13 protein-coding genes are annotated in these 20,491 nt (G+C 65.2%); 7 read left to right on the forward strand and 6 right to left on the reverse strand.

What is annotated here, in order from left to right:
- Positions 1 to 86: 86 nt before the first annotated feature.
- The 5 genes from K2O50_RS11355 to K2O50_RS11375 all read right to left on the reverse strand — a co-directional run bounded on the left by K2O50_RS11355 (position 87) and on the right by K2O50_RS11375 (position 4,070).
- Complete coding sequence (locus tag K2O50_RS11355; protein ID WP_050705789.1) at positions 87 to 584, reverse strand: DoxX family protein; 498 nt, start codon at positions 582 to 584, stop codon at positions 87 to 89.
- 128 nt (positions 585 to 712) lie between these two features.
- Entirely contained in the window at positions 713 to 1,438 is a 726-nt protein-coding gene (locus K2O50_RS11360) for a hypothetical protein (protein WP_050705134.1), read from the reverse strand.
- A gap of 91 nt (positions 1,439 to 1,529) precedes the next feature.
- Complete coding sequence (locus K2O50_RS11365) at positions 1,530 to 2,630, reverse strand: hypothetical protein (protein ID WP_050705135.1); 1,101 nt, start codon at positions 2,628 to 2,630, stop codon at positions 1,530 to 1,532.
- A gap of 28 nt (positions 2,631 to 2,658) precedes the next feature.
- Entirely contained in the window at positions 2,659 to 3,291 is a 633-nt protein-coding gene (locus K2O50_RS11370) for a LysE family translocator (RefSeq protein ID WP_050705136.1), read from the reverse strand.
- A gap of 2 nt (positions 3,292 to 3,293) precedes the next feature.
- Positions 3,294 to 4,070, reverse strand: coding sequence for a YqcI/YcgG family protein (locus K2O50_RS11375; RefSeq protein ID WP_050705155.1), 777 nt, complete (start codon positions 4,068 to 4,070; stop codon positions 3,294 to 3,296).
- A gap of 189 nt (positions 4,071 to 4,259) precedes the next feature.
- Here K2O50_RS11375 and K2O50_RS11380 point away from each other — a divergent pair, with 189 nt between their 5' ends.
- Positions 4,260 to 5,180, forward strand: a complete 921-nt coding sequence (locus tag K2O50_RS11380; RefSeq protein WP_050705137.1) for a LysR substrate-binding domain-containing protein — start codon at positions 4,260 to 4,262, stop codon at positions 5,178 to 5,180.
- Here K2O50_RS11380 and K2O50_RS11385 read toward each other — a convergent pair.
- Complete coding sequence (locus K2O50_RS11385) at positions 5,161 to 6,072, reverse strand: LysR family transcriptional regulator (protein WP_050705138.1); 912 nt, start codon at positions 6,070 to 6,072, stop codon at positions 5,161 to 5,163. The two genes, K2O50_RS11380 and K2O50_RS11385, sit on opposite strands and share 20 nt — an antisense overlap.
- 114 nt (positions 6,073 to 6,186) lie before the next feature.
- Here K2O50_RS11385 and K2O50_RS11390 point away from each other — a divergent pair, with 114 nt between their 5' ends.
- The 6 genes from K2O50_RS11390 (at position 6,187) to K2O50_RS11415 (ending at position 20,479) form a co-directional block, all read left to right on the forward strand.
- Entirely contained in the window at positions 6,187 to 7,392 is a 1,206-nt protein-coding gene (locus tag K2O50_RS11390; RefSeq protein ID WP_050705139.1) for an MFS transporter, read from the forward strand.
- Positions 7,393 to 7,560: 168 nt separating this feature from the next.
- Positions 7,561 to 9,921, forward strand: coding sequence for a DNA polymerase II (locus K2O50_RS11395; RefSeq protein WP_050705140.1), 2,361 nt, complete (start codon positions 7,561 to 7,563; stop codon positions 9,919 to 9,921).
- A gap of 77 nt (positions 9,922 to 9,998) precedes the next feature.
- Positions 9,999 to 14,483 carry an NEL-type E3 ubiquitin ligase domain-containing protein gene (locus tag K2O50_RS11400; RefSeq protein ID WP_050705141.1) on the forward strand — a complete coding sequence of 1,495 codons (4,485 nt, stop codon included), beginning with the start codon at positions 9,999 to 10,001 and terminating at the stop codon, positions 14,481 to 14,483.
- A 95-nt stretch (positions 14,484 to 14,578) separates the two neighbouring features.
- Positions 14,579 to 19,048, forward strand: coding sequence for an NEL-type E3 ubiquitin ligase domain-containing protein (locus K2O50_RS11405; protein WP_050705142.1), 4,470 nt, complete (start codon positions 14,579 to 14,581; stop codon positions 19,046 to 19,048).
- A gap of 205 nt (positions 19,049 to 19,253) precedes the next feature.
- Complete coding sequence (locus tag K2O50_RS11410) at positions 19,254 to 19,820, forward strand: DUF4174 domain-containing protein (protein ID WP_050705143.1); 567 nt, start codon at positions 19,254 to 19,256, stop codon at positions 19,818 to 19,820.
- A 167-nt stretch (positions 19,821 to 19,987) separates the two neighbouring features.
- Positions 19,988 to 20,479: a hypothetical protein gene (locus K2O50_RS11415; protein WP_050705144.1), complete on the forward strand. Its 492-nt coding sequence runs from the start codon at positions 19,988 to 19,990 to the stop codon at positions 20,477 to 20,479.
- Positions 20,480 to 20,491: the final 12 nt, after the last annotated feature.

Here is a 20,491-nt window from a genome sequence, read left to right on the forward strand (position 1 = left end):
GCCCTATCGCGGGGCAAGCCCGCTCCCACGAAGCCCGCTTCCTCGAAGTTGTCGCTTCGTGGGGGCGGGCTTGCCCCGCGATGGTTTTAGCGCCGCCGCCACAGCCAGTGATCCAGGCTCAATCTTCCAGCCCCCTTCAACAGCAACGGCAACAACGCCACCAGGTAGATCAGCGGCAGCTTGAAGTTGCCAAAACCCTGGTCGGTGATCGCATACCCCCGTCCCAGTTCCGCCAGGCTCGACCACTGGCTCGGCCAGTGCACCGCGGCAATCGCCACCACCGTCACCACCATCAGCACCGCCGAGGCCAGCCGGGTACCGAGCCCCAGCAGCAGGAGCAGCGGGCAGATCAATTCGGCCCACATCGACAGCTGCCAGTTGAGGTCCGCCGGCAGCAGGTTGAACGGGAACGGAAAACTGCCTTGCAGGTCGGCGAACCAGTTGGCGCCGTTGAACTTCTCCAAGCCCGACTCGAAGAACTCCCACGCCAGGAACAGGCGCAACGGCAGGTCGGCGCTCCAGTTGCCGGTGTGGTCGAGGGCGTTGAACAGCTTCCATTCAGCAAACAGTGGCAGGGCTTTCATGGGCAGGCTTCCCGGTGCAGGCGGCAACGGCGGGGTGCCGTCGCGCTGTTGTGGCCGGGAGTGTGTAGGGCGGGGGTATCGGCAGTGTGTCGGGGGCGGTGGGTTTATGTATCGCTGTGTAGCGAGGCTCAGCGGTTGCTGGTCAGGCGCTGTTGCGCCGCCGCGCAGCCGTTGATCTCCACCGCCTTCTGCAGGAAGGCCTGGCGCTGGCGGGGGTCGAGCTCACCGAGCAGCCGGTAGATCTCGGCCTGGTAGTCGCGCTGGCGCCCCCACTGCATTTGCAGGCCTTGCGGGCGGGTGCGGCTGCACGCCAGGCGGGTGGCCGGCTGGGGGTAGTAGGCGGCGTACAGGGTGGCCATGCTGGGGACCGCCTCCAGGGCCTCACGGTAGGCGGGGCTGGCATTGTACGGCGAACACCAGTGGGCGATGGCCAGCGCGGGCGGGGCGAAGCCTTGCTTGAGGCTGGCCTCCAGCAACGGGCAGGCTGCCTCGGCGATCTGTCCTGCCGGCAGATAGGTGGTGTAGTACAGCGCCAGGCGGTACTGGGCCACGGGGTGGCCGAGGGCCACGGACCTCTTCAGCAGGGCCACCGCCGTTGGCAGCGTGTGGGCCAGCGCCTGGCCTTGGCGGCTGAGCTCGGGGTCGCCGCCAGCGGTGCGCAGCGGGCTGGCGCTGTCGACCTGGCTGTCAGCCTGCTCCAGCAACGGCAATGCCTGGCGATAGAGCAGGTCGGCATGGGGGTCGATGCTCACGTCCAGGGCCTGGGCGGCTGTGGCGGCCAACAGCAACGGCAACGACGCGGCCAGACAGGCGCGGGGGCGGGCCAGAAGCGAGGGGACGGCGGGAGTGGTCATGGCAATTACACGGTGCCTCGGGCGGATCAGGAGCGACGACGGCCTATTCTATCCATCCGCGTGCCCTCCCCGAAAGCCCGGCGTGCGGCCATCAGACCAGCTTGATCGGCGCGACCTTGCGCAGGGCCTGTCTTTCCTGGGCCAGCCCCAGCTTGGCGGTGATCACCTTGGCCAGTGCGTTGTTACCCAAATCATTGAAGTGCAGGCGGTCGACGAACAGGTGCTCGGCGAACACCGGCGAGCTGCTGAGCATGCTGTTCATGTCGTAGCAGGGAACCGGGTCGGCCTGGCTCTTGATGCGGCGGAAGAAGGCCATGTGCAGCTGGCTGTCGAAGGTGTCGCCGAGCAGGCGGTCGAAGTTCGACGGCTGGCGCTCGAGCTTGGCTAGCACAGCCTGTTCCGCCTTGGGCACTGCCTCGCGGCACCAGGGCAGCAGCGGCTGCAGGATGAAGGTGAGGGTGGTGTGGCCGTCGGCCAGCAGGCGGTCCCACTGGCGCAGGGTACGGCCCACGGCATCGGCAGCGCGAATCAGGCGCTTGTCCGGGCTTGATAGCGGCTCCACTTGCGGCCAGTGTGTTTCCCGGGCTGGCGCCAAGAGCTGGCCCAGGCGTTGCCAGAACGACTCGCGGCGAGCCTCTCCGGGCGCTTGCACGCCTTCGTTGAAACGATTGAGAAAGTCCTGGTAGGCCTGCGCCCGGTGCGGGTCCTGTGCGCCGGCGAGTACCTCGGCGAGGGCCTCCTGGGCCAGCGTGTTCAGGCCGCTGAGCACCACCACGTGGCCGATCTGGCCGAAGCGGTGCTGGTGGGTGAGGAACATCAGCAGTTCCTGGGTGGCGTTGAGCCCGCAGCCGGCCAGGCTCAGCCAGATCTCGCCGGTCAGCACCGACAGGTACGAGGCCACGGTGTGCTCGTCGGAGCTGGCGCCGATGCCCATGGCGGTGGAGCCGCCGACCAGCAGGTTGACCCGCGCCGCGCCGCCGCGCTCGGCCACCGAGAAGCGCTTGCCGGCGCAATGGCTGTAGCGCATGCCCAGGGCGTCGGTGTTGATGGTGCCGGAGCGATAGCCGCGCTCGTGCACGTACAGCGTGTGCGGCGCACGGCGACTGCCCAGCTGCAGGAAACGCTGGTAGTCCAGTGCCAAGGGGTCGGGCGTGCCCATGCTGCCGGTGGCGGCGGGGTCGATCGGGGTCATGGGCGCTCCTTCTTTTTTCGGGGTTGGCTCAGGCGGCCAGCTCCTTGAGGTTGTAGGCCAGGCCGACGGCGGCGATCAGCAGCAGGGCGACCCCCGAGGCCAGGCTGATCACCCGGTTGCTGCGCGGCGAGGCGATCTTGCCGATGGCGAAGATGTACAGGCTGAGCACGGCGAAATCGATGGCGATCCACAGCAGCGACAGCACCACCATGCTCTTGCCGAACGACTCGGTGATCTGGATGAACTGCGGGAAGAAGGCAATGAAGAAGATGATGTCCTTGGGGTTGGAGATACCGACCATGAAGCCCTGTACCAGGCCGCCACGGCCCGGTTGCGTGCTGGTCGGGGCCTGCGGGGCGTTGTCGACCGGGGCCTGCAGCGCCTCGCGCAGGGTGCCCAGGGCGATGTAGCCGATGAACAGGCAGCCCAGCAGGCTCATGGCGCTGAGCCAGGTCTTGTCGATTGCCGCGCTGGTGAGGATGATCCAGGCGGCCGCGCCGATCAGCACCAGTGACGCCCAGTTGGTGCCGACGGCGGTGAACAGGGCCTTGCGCGAGCCCGAGGCGGCGGCGGTGTTGACGATCAGGGCCACCACCGGGCCGGGCGTGGCGATCAGCAGCAGGACGGTGAGGGCATAGGTGGCGGTCAGTGCGGTATTCACGATCAGTTCTCGGTGAGGGTTGCAGCGGTTGCGTGGGCATGGAACGGGCAGCGCGCCGGGCTCGGCGAACCGGGCTCCTGCAGTTGGTACTGCTTCCATTCGAAGTTGTCGTCCTGGCCGAAGAAGCCCAGGGTGTCGGGCATGACGCCGTCGTTGTAGTGGCGCACCCGATCACGGATGCGTGCACGGATGCGCTGGCCGCTTTCGGTGCTGGCGCTGGCGACCTCGTCGAAGCTCTCCCGCGGGTTGATGACGAAGGCGATGTGCCGGCCCAGGTTGCGGCTTTTCATCAAGCGGTGGGCGGGGAAGCTCATGTTGATGAACAGCGGCATGCCGGCGAAGCAGAACGACCAGCGCGTGTCGTGCGGATCCTGCGGTACTTCTTCGGGCCAGGGTTGCGGGTCGCGCGCATGGACCTGGTTCAGCACATCCCACGCCAGTGCCTGTTGCGCCTGCAGCGTGGTGTCTGGCGCTGTCTCGAGGAACACCAGCAGCGGGTTGCCGATGCGCTGCTTGAGCGGAATCGGCTCGATGGTGCGGATGTAGTCGCCCAGGCCCCGGGCGATATCGTCGGCCAGCCGTTCGGCACGGGCGAAGACGATATGGCAGGTGCGCGCGTTGACCGCCTTGCGCCCGAACAGGCACGGGAAGTCGGGGTTGGCGAGGGTTTCCTTGAAGTGTTCTATGGTCTTGTGCGTCCAGTGGTGGCGGTTCTGGACATGTTCATCGGCGAGCTCCAGCGCATCCAGGCGGTAGCAGTTTCCATAACCCGTAAACATGATTTCCCCAGGCATATCCGTATGCAGTGTTTAGTAGGACTTCTCGTTCAATAGATCGTTTTCGTTACATCTCAGCCGGTTTGCTATATTTAATTGTTATTTACCGGCATTTTCCGAGATGGTTCGCGCGTTGTAAAACGCCTGGATCTATGACCTACTATTAGCTTCACTCATGCTCTGGAAGGCGCCATGTCGGAACGGATTCAAGCCTTGCACGCCCTGCGCGCCTTCGAAGTGGCCTCGCGCTACGGCTCCTTCACCCGCGCGGCCCAGGAACTGGCCCTGACCCAGGGCGCGGTCAGCCACCACATCAAGACCCTCGAAGCCCTGTTCGGCTGCGACCTGTTCGAGCGTCGCGGCCCCAAGCTGCGCCTGACCGAGCATGGCCGGCTGTTGGCCCAGGAACTCAAGGTCGGCTTCAAGATCATCGAGAACGCCTGCGCGCTGCTGCGCCAGGACCGCTACGGCGTGCGCCTGAAGGCGCCGTCCACGCTCACCGTGCGCTGGCTGCTCAGGGCCCTGGACGGCTTCAAGCGGGTCGACAACAGCTGCTCGGTGCAACTGTCCAGCGTGTGGATGGACATCGACGCGGTGGACTTCTATTCCGAACCCTATGACTGCGCCATCCTGCTGGGTAACGGGCGCTTCCCGGCAGACGTGGAGAGCCTGAAGCTGTTCGATGAATGGCTGATCCCGGTGTGCCACCCGAGCTACCTCGAGCAGGCCCGACCGGAACTGTCGGTGCTCTCCGGCTGCGAGTTCCTCCACCCCTCGCCGGACCGCCGCGACTGGCGGCGCTGGCTGGCGCGCATGGACGCGCTGGACATCAGCATCGACCAAGGCCAGGTATTCGACACCCTCGACCAGGGCATCTCGGCCGCCCAGCAGGGGTTGGGTATCTCGGTGGTCGACCTGGTGCTGGCCAGCGCCGACCTGGCCGCGGGCAACCTGGTCACGCCGTTCCCCCACGCAGTGGCCACCGGCGACGGCTACTACATGACCTGGCTCAAGGCCAGCCCCAAGGCCCACCAGATGCACAAGCTGCGCGACTACCTGGTGGCGCAGGTGCCGGCGTTGTCGCACAAGGACATCAGCTACCTGTACGGCTGAGGTCGGTGGCGGGCAGCACGCGTTCGAGCATGAAGTCGATGAACACCCGCAGCTTGGGCGGCATCTGCCGACCCGATGGCCACAGCAGGTAGAAGCTGCCGCGCCGCTCCATGAAGCTGTCGAGCACGCTCACCAGGCTGCCTGCCGCCAGTTCCTTGCGCACGCTGAAGTCCGGCAGGCAGGTGATGCCACGGTGGTTGAGGGCGAAGCAGATGCGCGTCTCGACATGGTTGCAGACCATCGAGATGGGAAGCGCGTAGTCCTGCTCGGGGTGCTCCCGGCGCAGCGGCCAGGTTTCCAGCTTGCCGCTGCTGGGGAAGCGGTAGTGCAGGCAGCTGTGCCCGGCCAGTTCGCGGGGATGCTGCGGCGTGCCGCGCTCGCGCAGGTACTCCGGGGACGCCACCAGGCGATGCTGGAAGTGCCCGAGGAACTTGGCGTTGAGCCGCGAGTCCAGCGGCTGGCCACCGCGCATCACCACGTCGAAGCCCTCGCCGACGATGTCAACCATGCGGTCGCTGAAGTCCAGGTCCAGTTCGATCTCGGGGTAGCGCGCCATGAACTCGGCCAGCGCCGGCATCACCAGCCCGGTCACCTGCGGCAGGCTCACCCGCAGGCGTCCGCGAGGCGCGCCGCTGGCCTGGGACAGTTCCTGCTCGGTGGCTTCGATTTCGGCGAGGATGCGCCGGCTGCGTTCGAGGAACAGCGTGCCCTCGGCGGTCAGGGTGATGCTGCGCGTGCTGCGGTGGAACAGGCGCACGCCCAGGCGTTCCTCCAGCCGCGCCACGCGCTTGCCCACGGCGGAGGCGCTGATCCCCAGCGACTGGCCGGCGGCGACGAAACTGCGGGTCTCGGCGACTCGGTTGAAGATCATGAAGCCGCTGAGGCTGTCCATGCTGCGCTCCGATTGCGGACATTGATGTCCTGACTGAGTGGAATTGTACCCGGCTTTTTCCGCAATACCCCAGCAGCGCACCATGCCTGCCTTGATCGATAGCCGGAGACAACCATGCATTCACCCTCCCCGACGGCGAGCGTCGCCGCATCCCCCGCCAGTGCCGCGCGCCTGCCCCTGAGCGGCCTGCTGGCCCTGGCCCTGACCGGCTTCATCGCCATCCTCAGCGAAACCCTGCCGGCAGGCCTGCTCGACCAGATCGCCGACGGCATGCAGATCAGCCAGGCCATGGCCGGGCAGTGGGTCACGGCCTATGCCCTGGGTTCGCTGCTCACCGCCATTCCACTGGTAACCCTGACCCAGGGCTGGTGGCGACGCCGCGCACTGCTGCTGGCGATTGCCGGGTTCGTGCTGTTCAACGGGCTGACTGCCGTGTCGCCGGACAACATCCTCACCCTGTGCCTGCGCTTTCTCACCGGTGCAGCTGCCGGCCTGGCCTGGGGGCTGATTGCCGGCCATGCGCGGCGCATGGTGGCGCCGGCCCAGCAGGGCAGGGCCATGGCGGTGGCGATGCTGGGCCAGCCCATCGCGCTGTCACTGGGCCTGCCCATCGGCACCTGGCTCGGCGCCTGGCTGGGCTGGCGCGCGGCCTTCGTGGTGGTCACGGTCGCGGCGTTGCTGCTGACCGTCTGGGTGGTGCGGGCGGTGCCGGACTTCCCCGGCCAGGCCGCCGGCAAACGCCCTGCGGCGCTGGCAGTGCTGCGCACGCCGGGCGTGGCGCGGGTGTTGCTGGTGATCCTGGCGTGGATCCTCGGGCATAACATTCTCTACACCTACATCGTGCCGCTGCTGGCGGCGGCGGGCATGGCGGCCGAGGTGGGCCAGGTGCTGATGACCTTCGGCCTGGCCTCGCTGGCCGGTATCGTGCTGGTGGGCCTGGGTGTCGACCGTCATCTGCGCGGGCTGGTGTTGCTGTGCCTGGCCGGGTTCGCCCTGGCGACCCTGGCCTTGGGGCAGGCGCAAGGTGCTGCCTGGCTGGTGCATGTCAGCGTGGCGCTGTGGGGGATGACCTATGGCGGTGCGCCGACGCTGTTGCAGACCGCCTGCGCCGATGCGGCGGGCGAGGGCGGCGATGTGGCGCAGTCGATGCTGGTGACGGTGTGGAACAGCGCGATCGCCCTGGGGGGGATCATTGGCGGGCTGCTGCTGGTCGGCGCCGGGGTCGGGTCGTTTGGCGTGGTGGTGCTGGGGTTGGTCGCGCTGGCGTGGCTGCTGGTGTTGAGCGGGCGGCGGACCGGGTTCGTCGCGGGCGCACGTTAGCCTGATCGGCCGCAATCGCGGGGCAAGCCCGCTCCCACGTTCGAATCCTGGCAGGGCGTGGGAGCGGGCTTGCCCCGCGATAGGGCCAGGCCTGGAAACACCCCTTTATGCCAAGAGGAACGGTACAATCGGCCCATGTGAGAAAAGCAGCGATTCGAGGTTCCCGCAGTGCCGTTGCAACAAGGCTTCGTCCTGACCCGCCACTGGCATGACACGCCCGAGGGCACCTGCGTGGAGTTCTGGCTGGCCACCGACCAGGGCCCACGGCGCCTGCGCCTGGCCGCCCAGCCCTCGGTTGCGTTCATTCCCGCCGCCCAGGCCGCCCACGCCCGGGCGCTGCTGGCCGATGAACAGGGCGTCGAACTCAAGCCGCTGCAATTGCGTGACTTCGACCTGCGCCCGGTGATGGGCCTGTACTGCCGCCAGCACCGCCAGTTGATCGCCCTGGAAAAGCGCCTGCGCGCCGCCGGTGTCGAGGTGTTCGAAGCCGACATCCGCCCCCCGGAACGCTACCTGATGGAGCGTTTCATCACCGCCCCGGTGCTTTTCGATGGCCGCCCCGACAGCCAGGGCGTCCTGCACGATGCCCAGCTCAAGCCCGACCCGGACTACCGTCCGCCGCTGCGCCTGGTGTCGCTGGACATCGAGACCAGTGAACGCGGCGAGCTGTACAGCATCGCCCTGGAAGGTTGTGGCCAGCGCCAGGTCTATATGCTCGGCCCGGCCAACGGCGAGGCGGACCAGCTGGACTTCGACCTGCACTACTGCGCCGACCGCGCCGAGCTGATCGTCTGCCTCAACCAGTGGCTGGCCCGCCACGACCCCGATGCGATCATCGGTTGGAACCTGGTGCAGTTCGACCTGCGCCTGCTGCACGAGCATGCCCAGCGCCTGAACGTGCCGTTGTGCCTGGGCCGTGACGGCGCGCCGATGCACCTGCGCGAGCACGGCAGCCGTAGCCACTTCTTTGCCGAGGCCCCAGGCCGATTGCTGATCGACGGCATCGAGGCCTTGCGCTCGGCGACCTGGAGCTTCCCCTCGTTCAGCCTTGAGAGCGTCGCGCAGCAGTTGCTGGGCGAGGGCAAGGCCATCGACACACCGTACCAGCGCATGGACGAGATCAATCGCCGCTTCGCCGAGGACAAGCCGGCCCTGGCCCGCTACAACCTCAAGGACTGCGAGCTGGTGACGCGGATCTTCGCCCATACCCGCTTGCTCGAGTTCCTCCTCGAACGGGCCTCGGTCACCGGGCTGGCCGTGGACCGCAGCGGCGGATCGGTGGCTGCGTTCTGCCACCTGTACATCCCGCACATGCACCGCCTGGGCTATGTCGCGCCGAACCTCGTCGGCGGCGAGGGCGAGGCCAGCCCGGGCGGTTTCGTCATGGACTCGCGGCCCGGACTGTACGACTCGGTGCTGGTGCTCGACTACAAGAGCCTGTACCCCTCGATCATCCGCACTTTCCTCATCGATCCGGTGGGGCTGGTCGAGGGTCTGCGCCAGCCGGACGATGCGCATTCGGTGGAGGGCTTTCGCGGCGGCCGTTTCTCGCGTCGCCAGCATTGCCTGCCGGCGATCGTCGAGCGTGTCTGGCAGGGGCGCGAGGCGGCCAAGCGCGCGGGCAACGCGGCGCTTTCGCAGGCACTGAAGATCATCATGAACGCCTTCTATGGCGTGCTCGGCTCCAGTGGCTGCCGCTTCTTCGACCCACGGCTGGCCTCGTCGATCACCATGCGCGGGCACCAGATCATGCGTCAGACCCGGGCGCTGATCGAGGCGCGGGGCTTTGATGTGATCTACGGCGACACCGACTCCACCTTCGTCTGGCTCAAGGGGGCCCACGACGAGGACGCCGCCGCGCGCATCGGCCGCGAGTTGGTGGCCGAGGTCAACCAGTGGTGGCAGCAGCACCTGGCCGATACCCTCGGCCTGGAAAGTGCCTTGGAGTTGCAGTACGAAACCCACTACCGGCGTTTTCTCATGCCGACCATCCGCGGCACCGACGAGGGCAGCAAGAAGCGTTACGCCGGCCTGGTGCAGCGTGCCGACGGCAACGAGGAGATGGTCTACAAGGGCCTGGAATCGGTACGCACCGACTGGTCGCCGCTGGCCCGGCAGTTCCAGCAGGAGCTGTATGGCCGGGTGTTCCGTGGCCAGCCCTACCGTGACTATGTGCGTGGCTACGTCGAACGCACCCTGGCTGGCGAACAGGACGAGCTGCTGATCTACCGCAAGCGCCTGCGCAGGCCGTTGGCCGACTACCAGCGCAACGTCCCGCCGCATGTGCGCGCAGCAAGGCTTGCGGACGAATACAACAGCCGTCTCGGCCGGCCCTTGCAGTACCAGCGCGGCGGCTGGATCAGTTACGTGATCACCACCGCCGGCCCGCAGCCGCTGGAGAACCTGCAGGCGCCGATCGACTATCAGCACTACCTGAGCCGCCAGTTGCAGCCGGTGGCCGACGCCATCTTGCCGTTCGTCAACGATGACTTCACCCGTCTGACTGATCGACAACTGCTGCTGTTCTGAGCGGGTGTTAGCTATCTAATCATTGCTATCGCCTCGTTTTGCCTAGCCTCGGGCCTCCACGCACCTTGGAGGTCAGCATGCACAGCACCACCCAGCAGCCATCGGTTGCAGTCGATACCCTGGCCGTGGCCCAGGCCTACCAGGACCAACTGATCGTCAAGCGTCTGCCCGAGTGGGTCATGCGGTTGAGCGAGGCCGAGTTCACGCTGCTCGGTGATGCCTTGCGCAATCTCATGAGCTATGAGCAGAAGCTTTCGGCGGTGTTTGCCCGGATCACCAACATCGACGATTTCGCCAGGCCGTTGCTGGATCAGACGCTCGATACCTTGCAGCATCCGCTCCATGCCCTGCTGGATTTGCCTGCCACCCAGGACACGATGGATATCGGCAACCTGTATTTTCGTCGTTGGTATGTCTACGAGTCACCCACTGTCAGCTACTGGTCTACACGCGTGCCTGCCATGGACAGCGATTACTACGATGTGCCGTTGCTCGAGGCAGCACTGCGCAATTTCACCGAGCAGGAGTGCCGTCAGCAACCGCGGCGCAACGCCGTGGTCGATGACAAGGGTAAGCACCAGACCAGCCTGTCGGCGCTGTCCTTTGCCAGGATGTGCCGAACATTGGACTTGGGACAGCGGTATCAGCAACACCTCGACTCGATACTGCTCGAAGATACTGATGGACAGAGCGTCAAGGCATTGTTGGCTCAGTTCCTGCGCCGCAGCATGCTTGCCGATGCCTTGCAGGCCAAGGCGCGGGGAGTGTTGAACGAGGCCGAGCTGCAATTGGTGATCGGATTGTGTCGTGACGACCAGCTAGGCCGGCTCGATGACGCTCAGGTCCATGCCAGGCAACTGAAGATCTTCGGATGCGCGGTGCAGCGCGTCGTTGTACTGGATGTCATTGATGAAGGGGTGATCTTCAATACCAGAAAGCGGGTACTGGTATACGTGCCAGGCGATCCACAAGGCGCATGGAGTGCCAATGACAATCTTGAGGGTTACACACGTCATGTGCTTGGCCAGCGATTGCGCAAGGATGACTACCGTCGGTTCTTCAGCCGCTTCGTGCGTCGTCGTGACAGCCACCGGGTGTTCTCGGCGATCCGCAAGCGTCTGAATGACGTCGCATCCTGGGCGACCCGCGATCTCGATGAGCAGACCTCGGGCCAGCCCATGCCGTTGTTCGAGCATCTGGCGGATGCCTGGATCGCCCAGATAAAGGACGATGCTGCGATGATCGCCACGCCCGTGGCGCAATTGGACCGCCAGGTGCAGGCCGAGCACGACAGGCAATTGCTGGCTGAAGGCTGGATGTTGCTGAGCGTGGCCGGGATGTTCGTGCCGGTGCTTGGCGCGGCGCTGGCGGCGGTGATGGTTTACGAGCTGCTGCGCGAGTGTTTTCAGGCCGTTGATGATTGGCGTCACGACGAGCGCGATGCCGCGCTGGAGCACTGGTTGCATGTTGGCAAGGGTACGGTGGTGCTGGTCGCGACCGCCGCAACCGTTACCTTGGCGCGTCGCGGTTGGAGCAAAGTGGACAGCTGGGTCTCGGCGCGGCTGAACGATGGCGGTGAAAAACTGTGGAACGGCGACTTGCAGCCCTACCGAGGCGAAGCGCCACCGAGCGATGCGGTCATCGACGAACAGGGTATTCACCGGCATGGTGCGAACAGTTGGGTCGAGATGCAGGGGCACTGGTATCCGATCAGTCAAGACAGTGCCGGCGAGCCTTGGCACCTTTCGTCCTATCAAGGGCACAGCCCGCAGTTGCGTCACAACGGTGCGGGGGCCTGGCGGCTCTGGCACGAGCAACCGGCCGAGTGGAGCGGTTCGCCCATGATGCTTCGTCGCCTGGGCCGGCCATTCAGCGCGCTCGACGAACAGCAGATCGAGCATGTCATGGCCATTCACGCTTTGAACGAGGATCAGCTGCGGGCCTGGCATGTCTTTGCCCGGCGCCCGGACGCGGCAGTGATTGACACGGCCAGTCGCCTCCTGCTGGCCGGCCGTATCGGAAATCTGGTTCAGCAACTGCGCAGCGGTGCGACCATTGCCGATACGGCACTGCTGCAGCGCGCGCGCAGCCTGCCTGATGCATCGGGTCAGGACGGTGAGTCATTGGCCGATGTGGTGTGGGCCCATCGCCGTGTCCTGTTGCAGCAATTGTATGACTCGGCGTTTCCCGACACCGAAGCCAGTTCGATCCTGCGCGGCAGTTTCACCAGCCTGCATCGTCTGGCGGCAGATGAGGTCTGGCGAACAGCCAGCGTCGATGACCAGACGGCGTTGCTGCTAACCCGGCGGGTGCCGTTGTCCATGGCCCAGGCCGCCAGAACCCAGGTCATGGGTATCCGCATGACCCGTGTGTACGAAGCGCTGGTATTCGACACACCGCAGACACTCGATCTCGGGAGGGTTGTCCTGCACCTGCTCGCACGCCTGCCGGGCGCCGCGACCAGACCTGGCTGGCGATTGTTCGATGGCGATGCCGACCAGCCATTGCTGACCACGGCGGGGCAAGGAACGCCTTTCGACCTTGTTCATCGCAGTGGCGTATTCAGCTGTCGTACCAGCGACGTTGCGGCTGGATCGAGCATGGGCGAGCTGTTCGACACCTTGGCCCAAGCCTATGCTAGCGAACATTGGACCACGCTTGGTCTTGAGACACCCAATGCGTCTGCCTTGCGGGCTCGCTTGCTGACGGATGCCAGCAGCAAGCGGAGCATGATCACGACGTGGCTGGGTGCGAACCAGCCAGGCGATGCGTTCCTGGTCCCACTGCAGCTGGGCGATGGCAGGATAGGTTATCCGTTGAGTGGTGGACGGTTCTGGGCGACCATGGGCCAGCGTCCACCGAGGGCCCTGCAGGCGAGGCTGCGAGACCTCTATCCGGCGTTCAGTGATGAGCAGATCGGACGTTGGCTGGAGGGAGAAGACGCACGGGCGCGCCTGGAAGCGTTGGAGCAACAATACAACGTACTGAACAACCACCTGAAACAGTGGGTTCGCGGTGCATTTCCCACATTCGAACTGTTGGCTCGGCGTGCCCTTCGCAAGGGCCTGATCGACTGCTGGCGCTGGCTGGTCCCGGAGCTGGAGGGTGACCTGGAGGAGCCGCGGCGCTACATGTTGTTCCAGGTTCGCAGTCGTCTGCAGTACCTGCCGAGTATTCCGTCGTCCGTCAGCTTCCCCCACATCTCTATTCTCGGGCTGCATGACATGCGCCTGGAGTCGATTCCGGATGATTTTCTGAGGGCATTTCCCAATTTGCGCAGCCTGGAGATCACCCACTGTCGGCTCAAACGCCTGCCTTTGCCGGAAACCCTCACCGGGCAGCTAGAGGTGCTTGACCTTTCGGGCAACCAGATCGCACTGGATGAGGGACAAGCCCTGGTTCTGGCCAGTTGCCAGTCACTGGTGTATCTCAATCTCTCTTTCAATCCCTTGGGCAGGAGCTTCTCGGTTTTCGGCATGCCCAGGCTCAATGCCTTGCATCTTCAAGCCAGTCAGTTGGACAGCTTCCCCTATGGGGTCATGGACAGCCCGGAGCTACACACGCTGGACCTCAGGGACAATGCGCTGTACGAGTTCCCCGAAGACTTTCACCAGTCGGACCTGTGGCGGGTGGGTAGAGTCAACCTTCACGGCAACCTGTTCGCTGCAGCGCCGGAGTCCTTGAGCCGATGGCATTGGCTGGAAGCCAGTCGCGTGCCTTACCGCCTGCGCTGGCTGGATGTCGTGCCAGCCGAAAGGCGTGACGACATGTCTGCCCTGTGGACGCAACTGGAAACGGAACAGGGTTCTGCCGACTTTTTCAACACGCTGGCCGCGCTGACTTCATCGGGTAACTTCAAGTCGGCGCCATTGGCCAGGAATTTCGCGGTGCGCCTGCTGGACATGTTCGAATTCATGAGTCGAGACCCTGTGCTCAAGCGGGAGTTGTTCGACAACGCTGCCGTGACCGACTGCCAGGACAACGCAACGATTCGCTTCACCGACCTCGAACTACGTGTACTGGTGTGGCGGGCGCGACACAGCGAACTGGCACGTCAGCCGGAACAGGCGCTGCTGCACCTGGGCGGGCAACTCTGGCGGATGAACGTGCTGGATCAATTCGCGGCGGAGCATGCGCTCAGTGCGGGCGCGAGCAGCGAGTCTATCGAGTTCGCCCTTGCCTACCGCATTGCGTTGCGCAGCAAGCTCGACCTGCCGATCCAGCAGGATGACATGCTCTACGCCGGCATTCCAAACCTCACTCCCTGGGACCTGCACAATGCCACGCATGCCGTCGTTGTCGCGCAGTCGGCGGATAGCCTGGCCCAGTACCTGGCCAGGCAGCCGTTCTGGCAGGACTACCTTCGGGCCAACTATGCCAGTCGGCTCAAGGTCCCTCCACGCATGCATGAGGAGCTGCAACGGCTCATGGACCTTGGCGACAGGGAACAGGACATCGCACGTCTGCATATCGACAACCAGCAACGGGAGCATGAGGTGATGCTGCAGTTGACCCGCGAAGCCATGGGCAGGGCCAGGACGATATCCCTGGACAGGGCCTGAGCAGGCTGGATTTGCGCAAAGGTGGTAATGGGTTAGCGTCAGGCATGCGCAGGTGCCCGTTAGGCTCGTAGACCTTTTCGAGCCGGAGTAACGAGATGGGCACCGTAGTCAAAGGGGAAGCAAGCAACATCGATACGCTGGCTATCGAACAGGCCTACCAGGATCGCCTGGTTGCCCGACGCCTGCCACCGTGGCTGGGTGGGCTGAACCCGGCTCAGTTCGCCGTGCTGGGCGAAGCGCTCAAGACCAGTTTGCGCTGTCGTCAGGGGTTGCGCAGGGTGCTGGCACGGATTCAGGGTATCGACCAGTTTGCCAGGCCGCTATTGCAGCAAGCCCTGGGCGACCGCCATGCTGTCGGCCAGCCTGTCGATAGCTTGTCCTTTCGCCGGCAGTATTTCCACGTTGCGAACGAGGGTGGCCTGATTGCCGGGCGCTATCCGTTGCAGGGGACGAGCGACTACGAGATTCCCTTGCTGGAAGCGGCCTTGTGCAACTTTACCGCGCAGGAAGCTGGCGCCAACGGGCAGCCGCGGCGCAACGCGGTGGTGGACGAAGCGGGGAGGGGCCTGTCTGCTCCGGACGCCAAGGGTTTTGCCGCCTTGTGCCGGGAGCTCGACCTGGGCTCACAGTACCAACGTCACCTCGCTGGCGTGCTGGATTCGGGTATTGCCGGGCAGGATGCCAAGTCGCTGTTCAGGCAGTTGCAGCAGGCCAACCTGCTGATCGATGCCTGTAAGGCCAGGGCCGAAGGCGTGCTGAGCGACACCGAACTGGCCTTGATCATCGGCCTCTATCGCGACGGGAAACCGGGCAGGCTTGCCGGTGCCCCGGTGATCGCCAAGCAGATGAAGGCATTCGGTTGCGAGCTGCAGCAGATCGTCGTGCTGGATGTGATCGACAAGGGGTGGCTACGCGATACCAGCAAGCGCGTGCTGGTGTACATCCCTGGCGACCCCCACGGCCCCTGGAGTGCCCGTGACGACCTGGAGGACTTTGCCCGGCGAGTGCTGGGCAAGCGACTGCGCAAGGTCGAGTACCAGCGCTTCTTCCGCCGCTTCGTGCGCAGGCGTGACAGCCAGGTGTTCTTTACCAGGGTCCAGGAACGGCTGGGAGACGTGGTCGACTGGGCGACCCGGGACCTGGACGAGCACATGCATGCCTACCCAGGCCCATTGTTCGAGCATCTGGCCAGCGCCCGTATCGCCCAGATCAAGGACGACGCCGCGATGATCGCGCCACCCGTGACCCAGCTTGATCGGGCGTTGCAGGCCGAGCACGACAAGCGTCTGGCGGCCGAAGGCTGGACGTTGCTTGGCCTGGCCGGACTGTTCATACCCCAGCTTGGTATCGCGTTGCTGGCGGTGATGGCCTGGGATCTACTGAAGGAGACCTTTCAGGCCGTCGAGGACTGGAGCGAAGGCGACACCAATGCCGCCCTGGATCACCTGTTGACGGTGGGCAAGAGTACCGCGCTGGTGGGGGCAACGGTGGCGGGCGTGGTGGTGATGCGGCGGGCCTGGAGCCTGGTAGACGAATTGGTGCCGGCCCGGCTCGAAGATGGCAGCGAGAAGCTGTGGAGCGGCGACCTGACGCCTTTTCGCAGTGACGCGCCGCCTGCCGCCGCGCAAGTGGACGAGCAGGGCGTCTATCAGTTGGGCAACCAGCGCTGGATCCGCATGGAGGGGCACTATTACCCAGTGCGTCTGCGGGCGAGCGACGAGCAATGGCAGTTGCTCCCATACAAGGGGCATGGACCCTCGCTGCGCCATAACGACGCTGGCGCCTGGCGAGTGTGGAGCGAGTCGCCGAGCGAGTGGGAGAGCCGGCACAGGATGTTTCGCCGGCTGGGCGGTGCGTTCGAGCGTCTGGACGGTGCGCGTATTGATCAGGCGCTGGCGATCCACGGGCTGGATGCAGGTTACCTGCGTGGTCTTCATGTGTATGGCCGGGCACCGCAGGCTGAGCTGGCCGATACGGTGGCGCGCATGGAACTGTTCGAGCGGATCCAGGACGCGACAACTCGGCTGCGCGCAGGCACCCAGGTCGCCGATGCGGTGGTGCTGGACAAGGCCAAGTCTTTGCCGGCGGCAGGGCAGACGAGCAACCAGGCGCTGGCCGAACGACTGTGGCAGGCGCGTCGAACTGTGTTCCGACAACTGTACGATGAACAAAATATCGATTCCGAGGCCACGCGGCTTTTGCGGCGGGACTTCGCCAGTCTGCATCGGCCGGCCGCACAGGCGCTGCTGCGCGAGGCAAGCGATAGCGACCGGCAGGTGTTGTTCGATGAGCGCCGTGTACCCCTGGCGACGGCCCAGGCGGCCAGCACGCGGGTTCGGCACATTCGCCTGGCCAGGGTCCTGGAGGCGTTGACCTTCGATACCCCGCAGAACCTCGATCTGGCCAGGGTGGTCCTGGCGCTGCTCGAAAAGATGCCAGGCGCGGCTACCGCACCGGCCTGGCGGCTTTATGATGGCGCCGCCAGCGAGCCATTGCTCAGCACCTCGGGCACGGGGCGAGCGCTGCAACTGGTGCATCGCACCGGTGACTTCCAGCTTGCGGACCACAACGGTGGCGCCATCGGCCGGCCGGGCGAGCTGTTTACGGTACTGGCACAGGGTTACGACGCCGACCAGCGGCTGGCGATGGGCATCGGCGAGCCGTTCGCCGAATCATTGCGCGGCGAACTGGCCCGGCGGGCGTTACAGCAACGCCAGTCCGTCGCGGGTGTGTTGGGCCTGGAGCGAACACCAGTCTCGTTCATGGCCCCGCAACGGCTTGAAGATGGCCGCATTGGCTATCCGCTCAGCGGTTGGCGCCGCTGGTTGGGTATCAGCAACAACCGGCCGCGCGCATTGACGGCCAGGTTGCGCGACCTGTACCCGGCGTATACCGATACGCAGATCCAGCAATGGCTTGAGCAATCGCAGCAGGCGGGGCGCGATGTCGAGTCGGTCCTGACTGACCTGGAGCGCCAGCATGCCCTGCTGGGCAAGGCACTCACTAGCTGGAAGCGCAAGGCGTTCGCCACCACCGAATGGGAGGCGCGACGCGACCTGGGGCGCGGATTGATGGACTGCTGGCGGTTCCTGATTCCCGAACAGGCCAATGGCACGCTGCCGGCCGGAGGCTACCTGCTGACCCAGACCGGCAGCCGCTTGCAGCAATTGCCGAGACTCCCTGCCCAGGTCAGCTTTCCCCATGTGTCGAGCCTGGCGCTGCGGGCCATGCGGCTACGTGAGATCTCCGACGCGTTTCTGCACGCCTTTCCCAATTTGCGAACTCTGGAGATTACCCACTGCAAGCTGCAGCAGTTGCCGGCGTCGCTGAACGAGCGATTGGAAGTGCTCGATCTGTCCGGTAACCGGATCACCCTGGATGCCGAGCAGGAACGGACCCTGGCCAACTGCAGGTCGCTGTTCTACCTGAACCTGTCGTACAACCCGCTGCGTAGGACGCTCTCTGTCCGGGGCATGCCGCAGCTCAATGCCTTGCTGCTCAGCAACACGGAGGCGACCGCTTTGCCCGATGGGGTTCTGCAAGCTCCGCGCCTGCATACGCTGGACCTCAGCGACAATGGTATCGAGACGCTGCCCGAAGACTTTTACCAATCCCACCTGTGGCGCGAGGGCAGGGTAAGTCTGTTCGGCAATCCCCTGGCCGCGAGTGCGGATGCGGTGACCACCTGGAACCCTGTCTCGCAGACCCGGGTGCCTTATCAGTTGCGCTGGCTCGATCTGGTGGACCGCGACGTGCGCGACGACATGGCGGCGCTCTGGACTCAACTGGAGGGTGAGGCCAACTCCGCAGAGTTCTTCAACCTGCTGGCCGAACTCACCGATTCTGCGGACTTTCAAGGCGAGTTCGCTGCTCGCTACCTGGCGGCGCGACTGTTGCGCATGTTGCAGGCGATGCAGCAGAACCCGGCCTTGCGCGAGGAACTGTTCGACAACTCGGTGGTGACCCGCTGCGAGGATAGCGCGACGTTCCGCTTCAGTGACCTGGAGGTACGCCTGAAAGTCTGGCAGGCCGAACAGGGCAAGCTGCCGGGCCAGCGCGAACAGGCCCTGCTGCATCTGGGCGGCCAGCTCTGGCGCCTGCAGCGCCTGGACGAGTTGGCCTGGACCCACGCCGAGCTCATGCCGACCGCGGGCGTGGAGTCGCTGGAGGTGGCGCTGGCCTATCGGATCGACCTGCGCGACGAGCTGGACTTGCCGGTCGAGCTCAGCGACATGCTCTACCGCGGCGTGGCCAACCTCAAGCCGGCGGATCTCGCCTGGGCGCGCAACTGGATCCGGGCGGCGCAGACCGAGAATGCGATCAGCGAGTGGATGGTGGGTCTGCGCTTCTGGCGGCAATACCTGGAAACGACCTTTGCCGAACGCCTGCGGGTTCCCCAGGCCGACCACGACACCCTGGACGACCTGCTGGCCCTGGATGCCCCGGAGGAGGCCATCGACCGTCTGCATGCGCGGATCCAGCGGCGCGAGCACGACACTATGGTCGCGCTGACCCGCGAGGCGCTGGCCAGGAACGCGCTTAGCTGGCAGGTGCCGCTGCATTGACGGGTCTCACGGGCGCGGGCATTGGACTATGCTCAGCTCAGCCGTCGACGGTTTCCGGGAGGCAGCGGCCAGTCAGGAAGGATCCGGTAATGGCCAGTTACCTTTAGCCTGAGCAGCGGCCTTGTCAGGTGGTTTAGGCTCCCGCGTCGGATCTTTCTCCCTGATCCGCAGTCTTTGGTGTTATCGAGATAATAAGGAGATGCCCATGCTCGTCCGGTCACTGACCCTCGCCGCCCTGCTTGCCATAGCCGGCCCCCTGTACGCCGCCGACAGCGATGCGCCCCTGGCCAAGGAACTCGGCAAGGCCAGGCCCCTGGTGGTCATTGCCCCAAGTTCGGCCGACCCGACCCTGCGCGGCCTGGAAGAGGCGCTTAAAGACTCCGCTACCCAGGCCGGCTTCAAGGAGCGTGGCCTGGTGCTGTACAGCGTCGCCAACATGATGGGCAAGCGCGAGGACAAGAACCTCGAGCAGCAGACCACCATGGCCCTGATCCGCGAGCTCAAGCTGGGGGCGAGCAAGGGCACCAAGGTGATCCTGGTGGGCAAGGACGGCGAGCGCCATATGCTCAAGGACGACGACAGCGGCGCGAAGCTCGACCCGCAGGTGATCTTCAAGGCGGTGGACGAACTGCCGGCCAGCGAGAAGGCGGTCACCGTGCCCGAGCCGGTTGCTGCCGCCCCCGAGGAGCCCAAGGCCAAGGACAGCAAGACCAAGGACAGCAAGGCCAAGCCCGCCAAGCCGGCCGTACCGCCCAAGCCGCTGGAGGACTGAACGCTCTATCACGGCCCTCTGCGCAATCAGGGGGTCGTTCATGTATCACTGTGTATCTGCGCTTCGCCGCGACCCATTGGCATACAAAACATCGCCTGCCTCGATACATCCGCGACACACCGCTGCGGCTCAATGGCTCCACTTTCCAACCACAGTGGAGCGACACCATGAAAACGACCCGTCAAACCCTCGGCCTGCTCGGCGCCACCCTGCTCGGCGGCATGGTATTGGGTAACAGTGCTTTTGCCGTAGAACCCCTGGCCCAAGGCTACCAGCTGGCCGCCGCCAAGACCCCGGGCGAAGGCAAGTGCGGCGAGGGCAAGTGCGGTGCCGGCGGCAAGGCCACGCAGAGCGAAGGCAAATGCGGCGAAGGCAAGTGTGGCGCCAGTGCCAAGGCCGGAGCCGAGGGCAAGTGCGGTGAGGGCAAGTGCGGCGACGCCTCGTTCGCCCGCACTGACAGCAATCACGATGGCAAGGTCTCCCGCGAGGAATTCCTGGCCGTGGCCAAGGACCGCGCGGCTGACTTCGACAAGATCGACCGCAATCACGACGGCTTCATCTCCGAGCAGGAGGCCCACGATCACTTGGCGGCGATCTACAAGGCCAACGGCAAGGCCATGCCTGATGGGCTGTTCAGCCATCTGACCAGCAAGTCCTGAAGCTTATCGCCG

It is taken from the genome of Pseudomonas sp. 2hn (genome assembly GCF_019646095.1).
Classification (GTDB): domain Bacteria; phylum Pseudomonadota; class Gammaproteobacteria; order Pseudomonadales; family Pseudomonadaceae; genus Aquipseudomonas; species Aquipseudomonas peradeniyensis.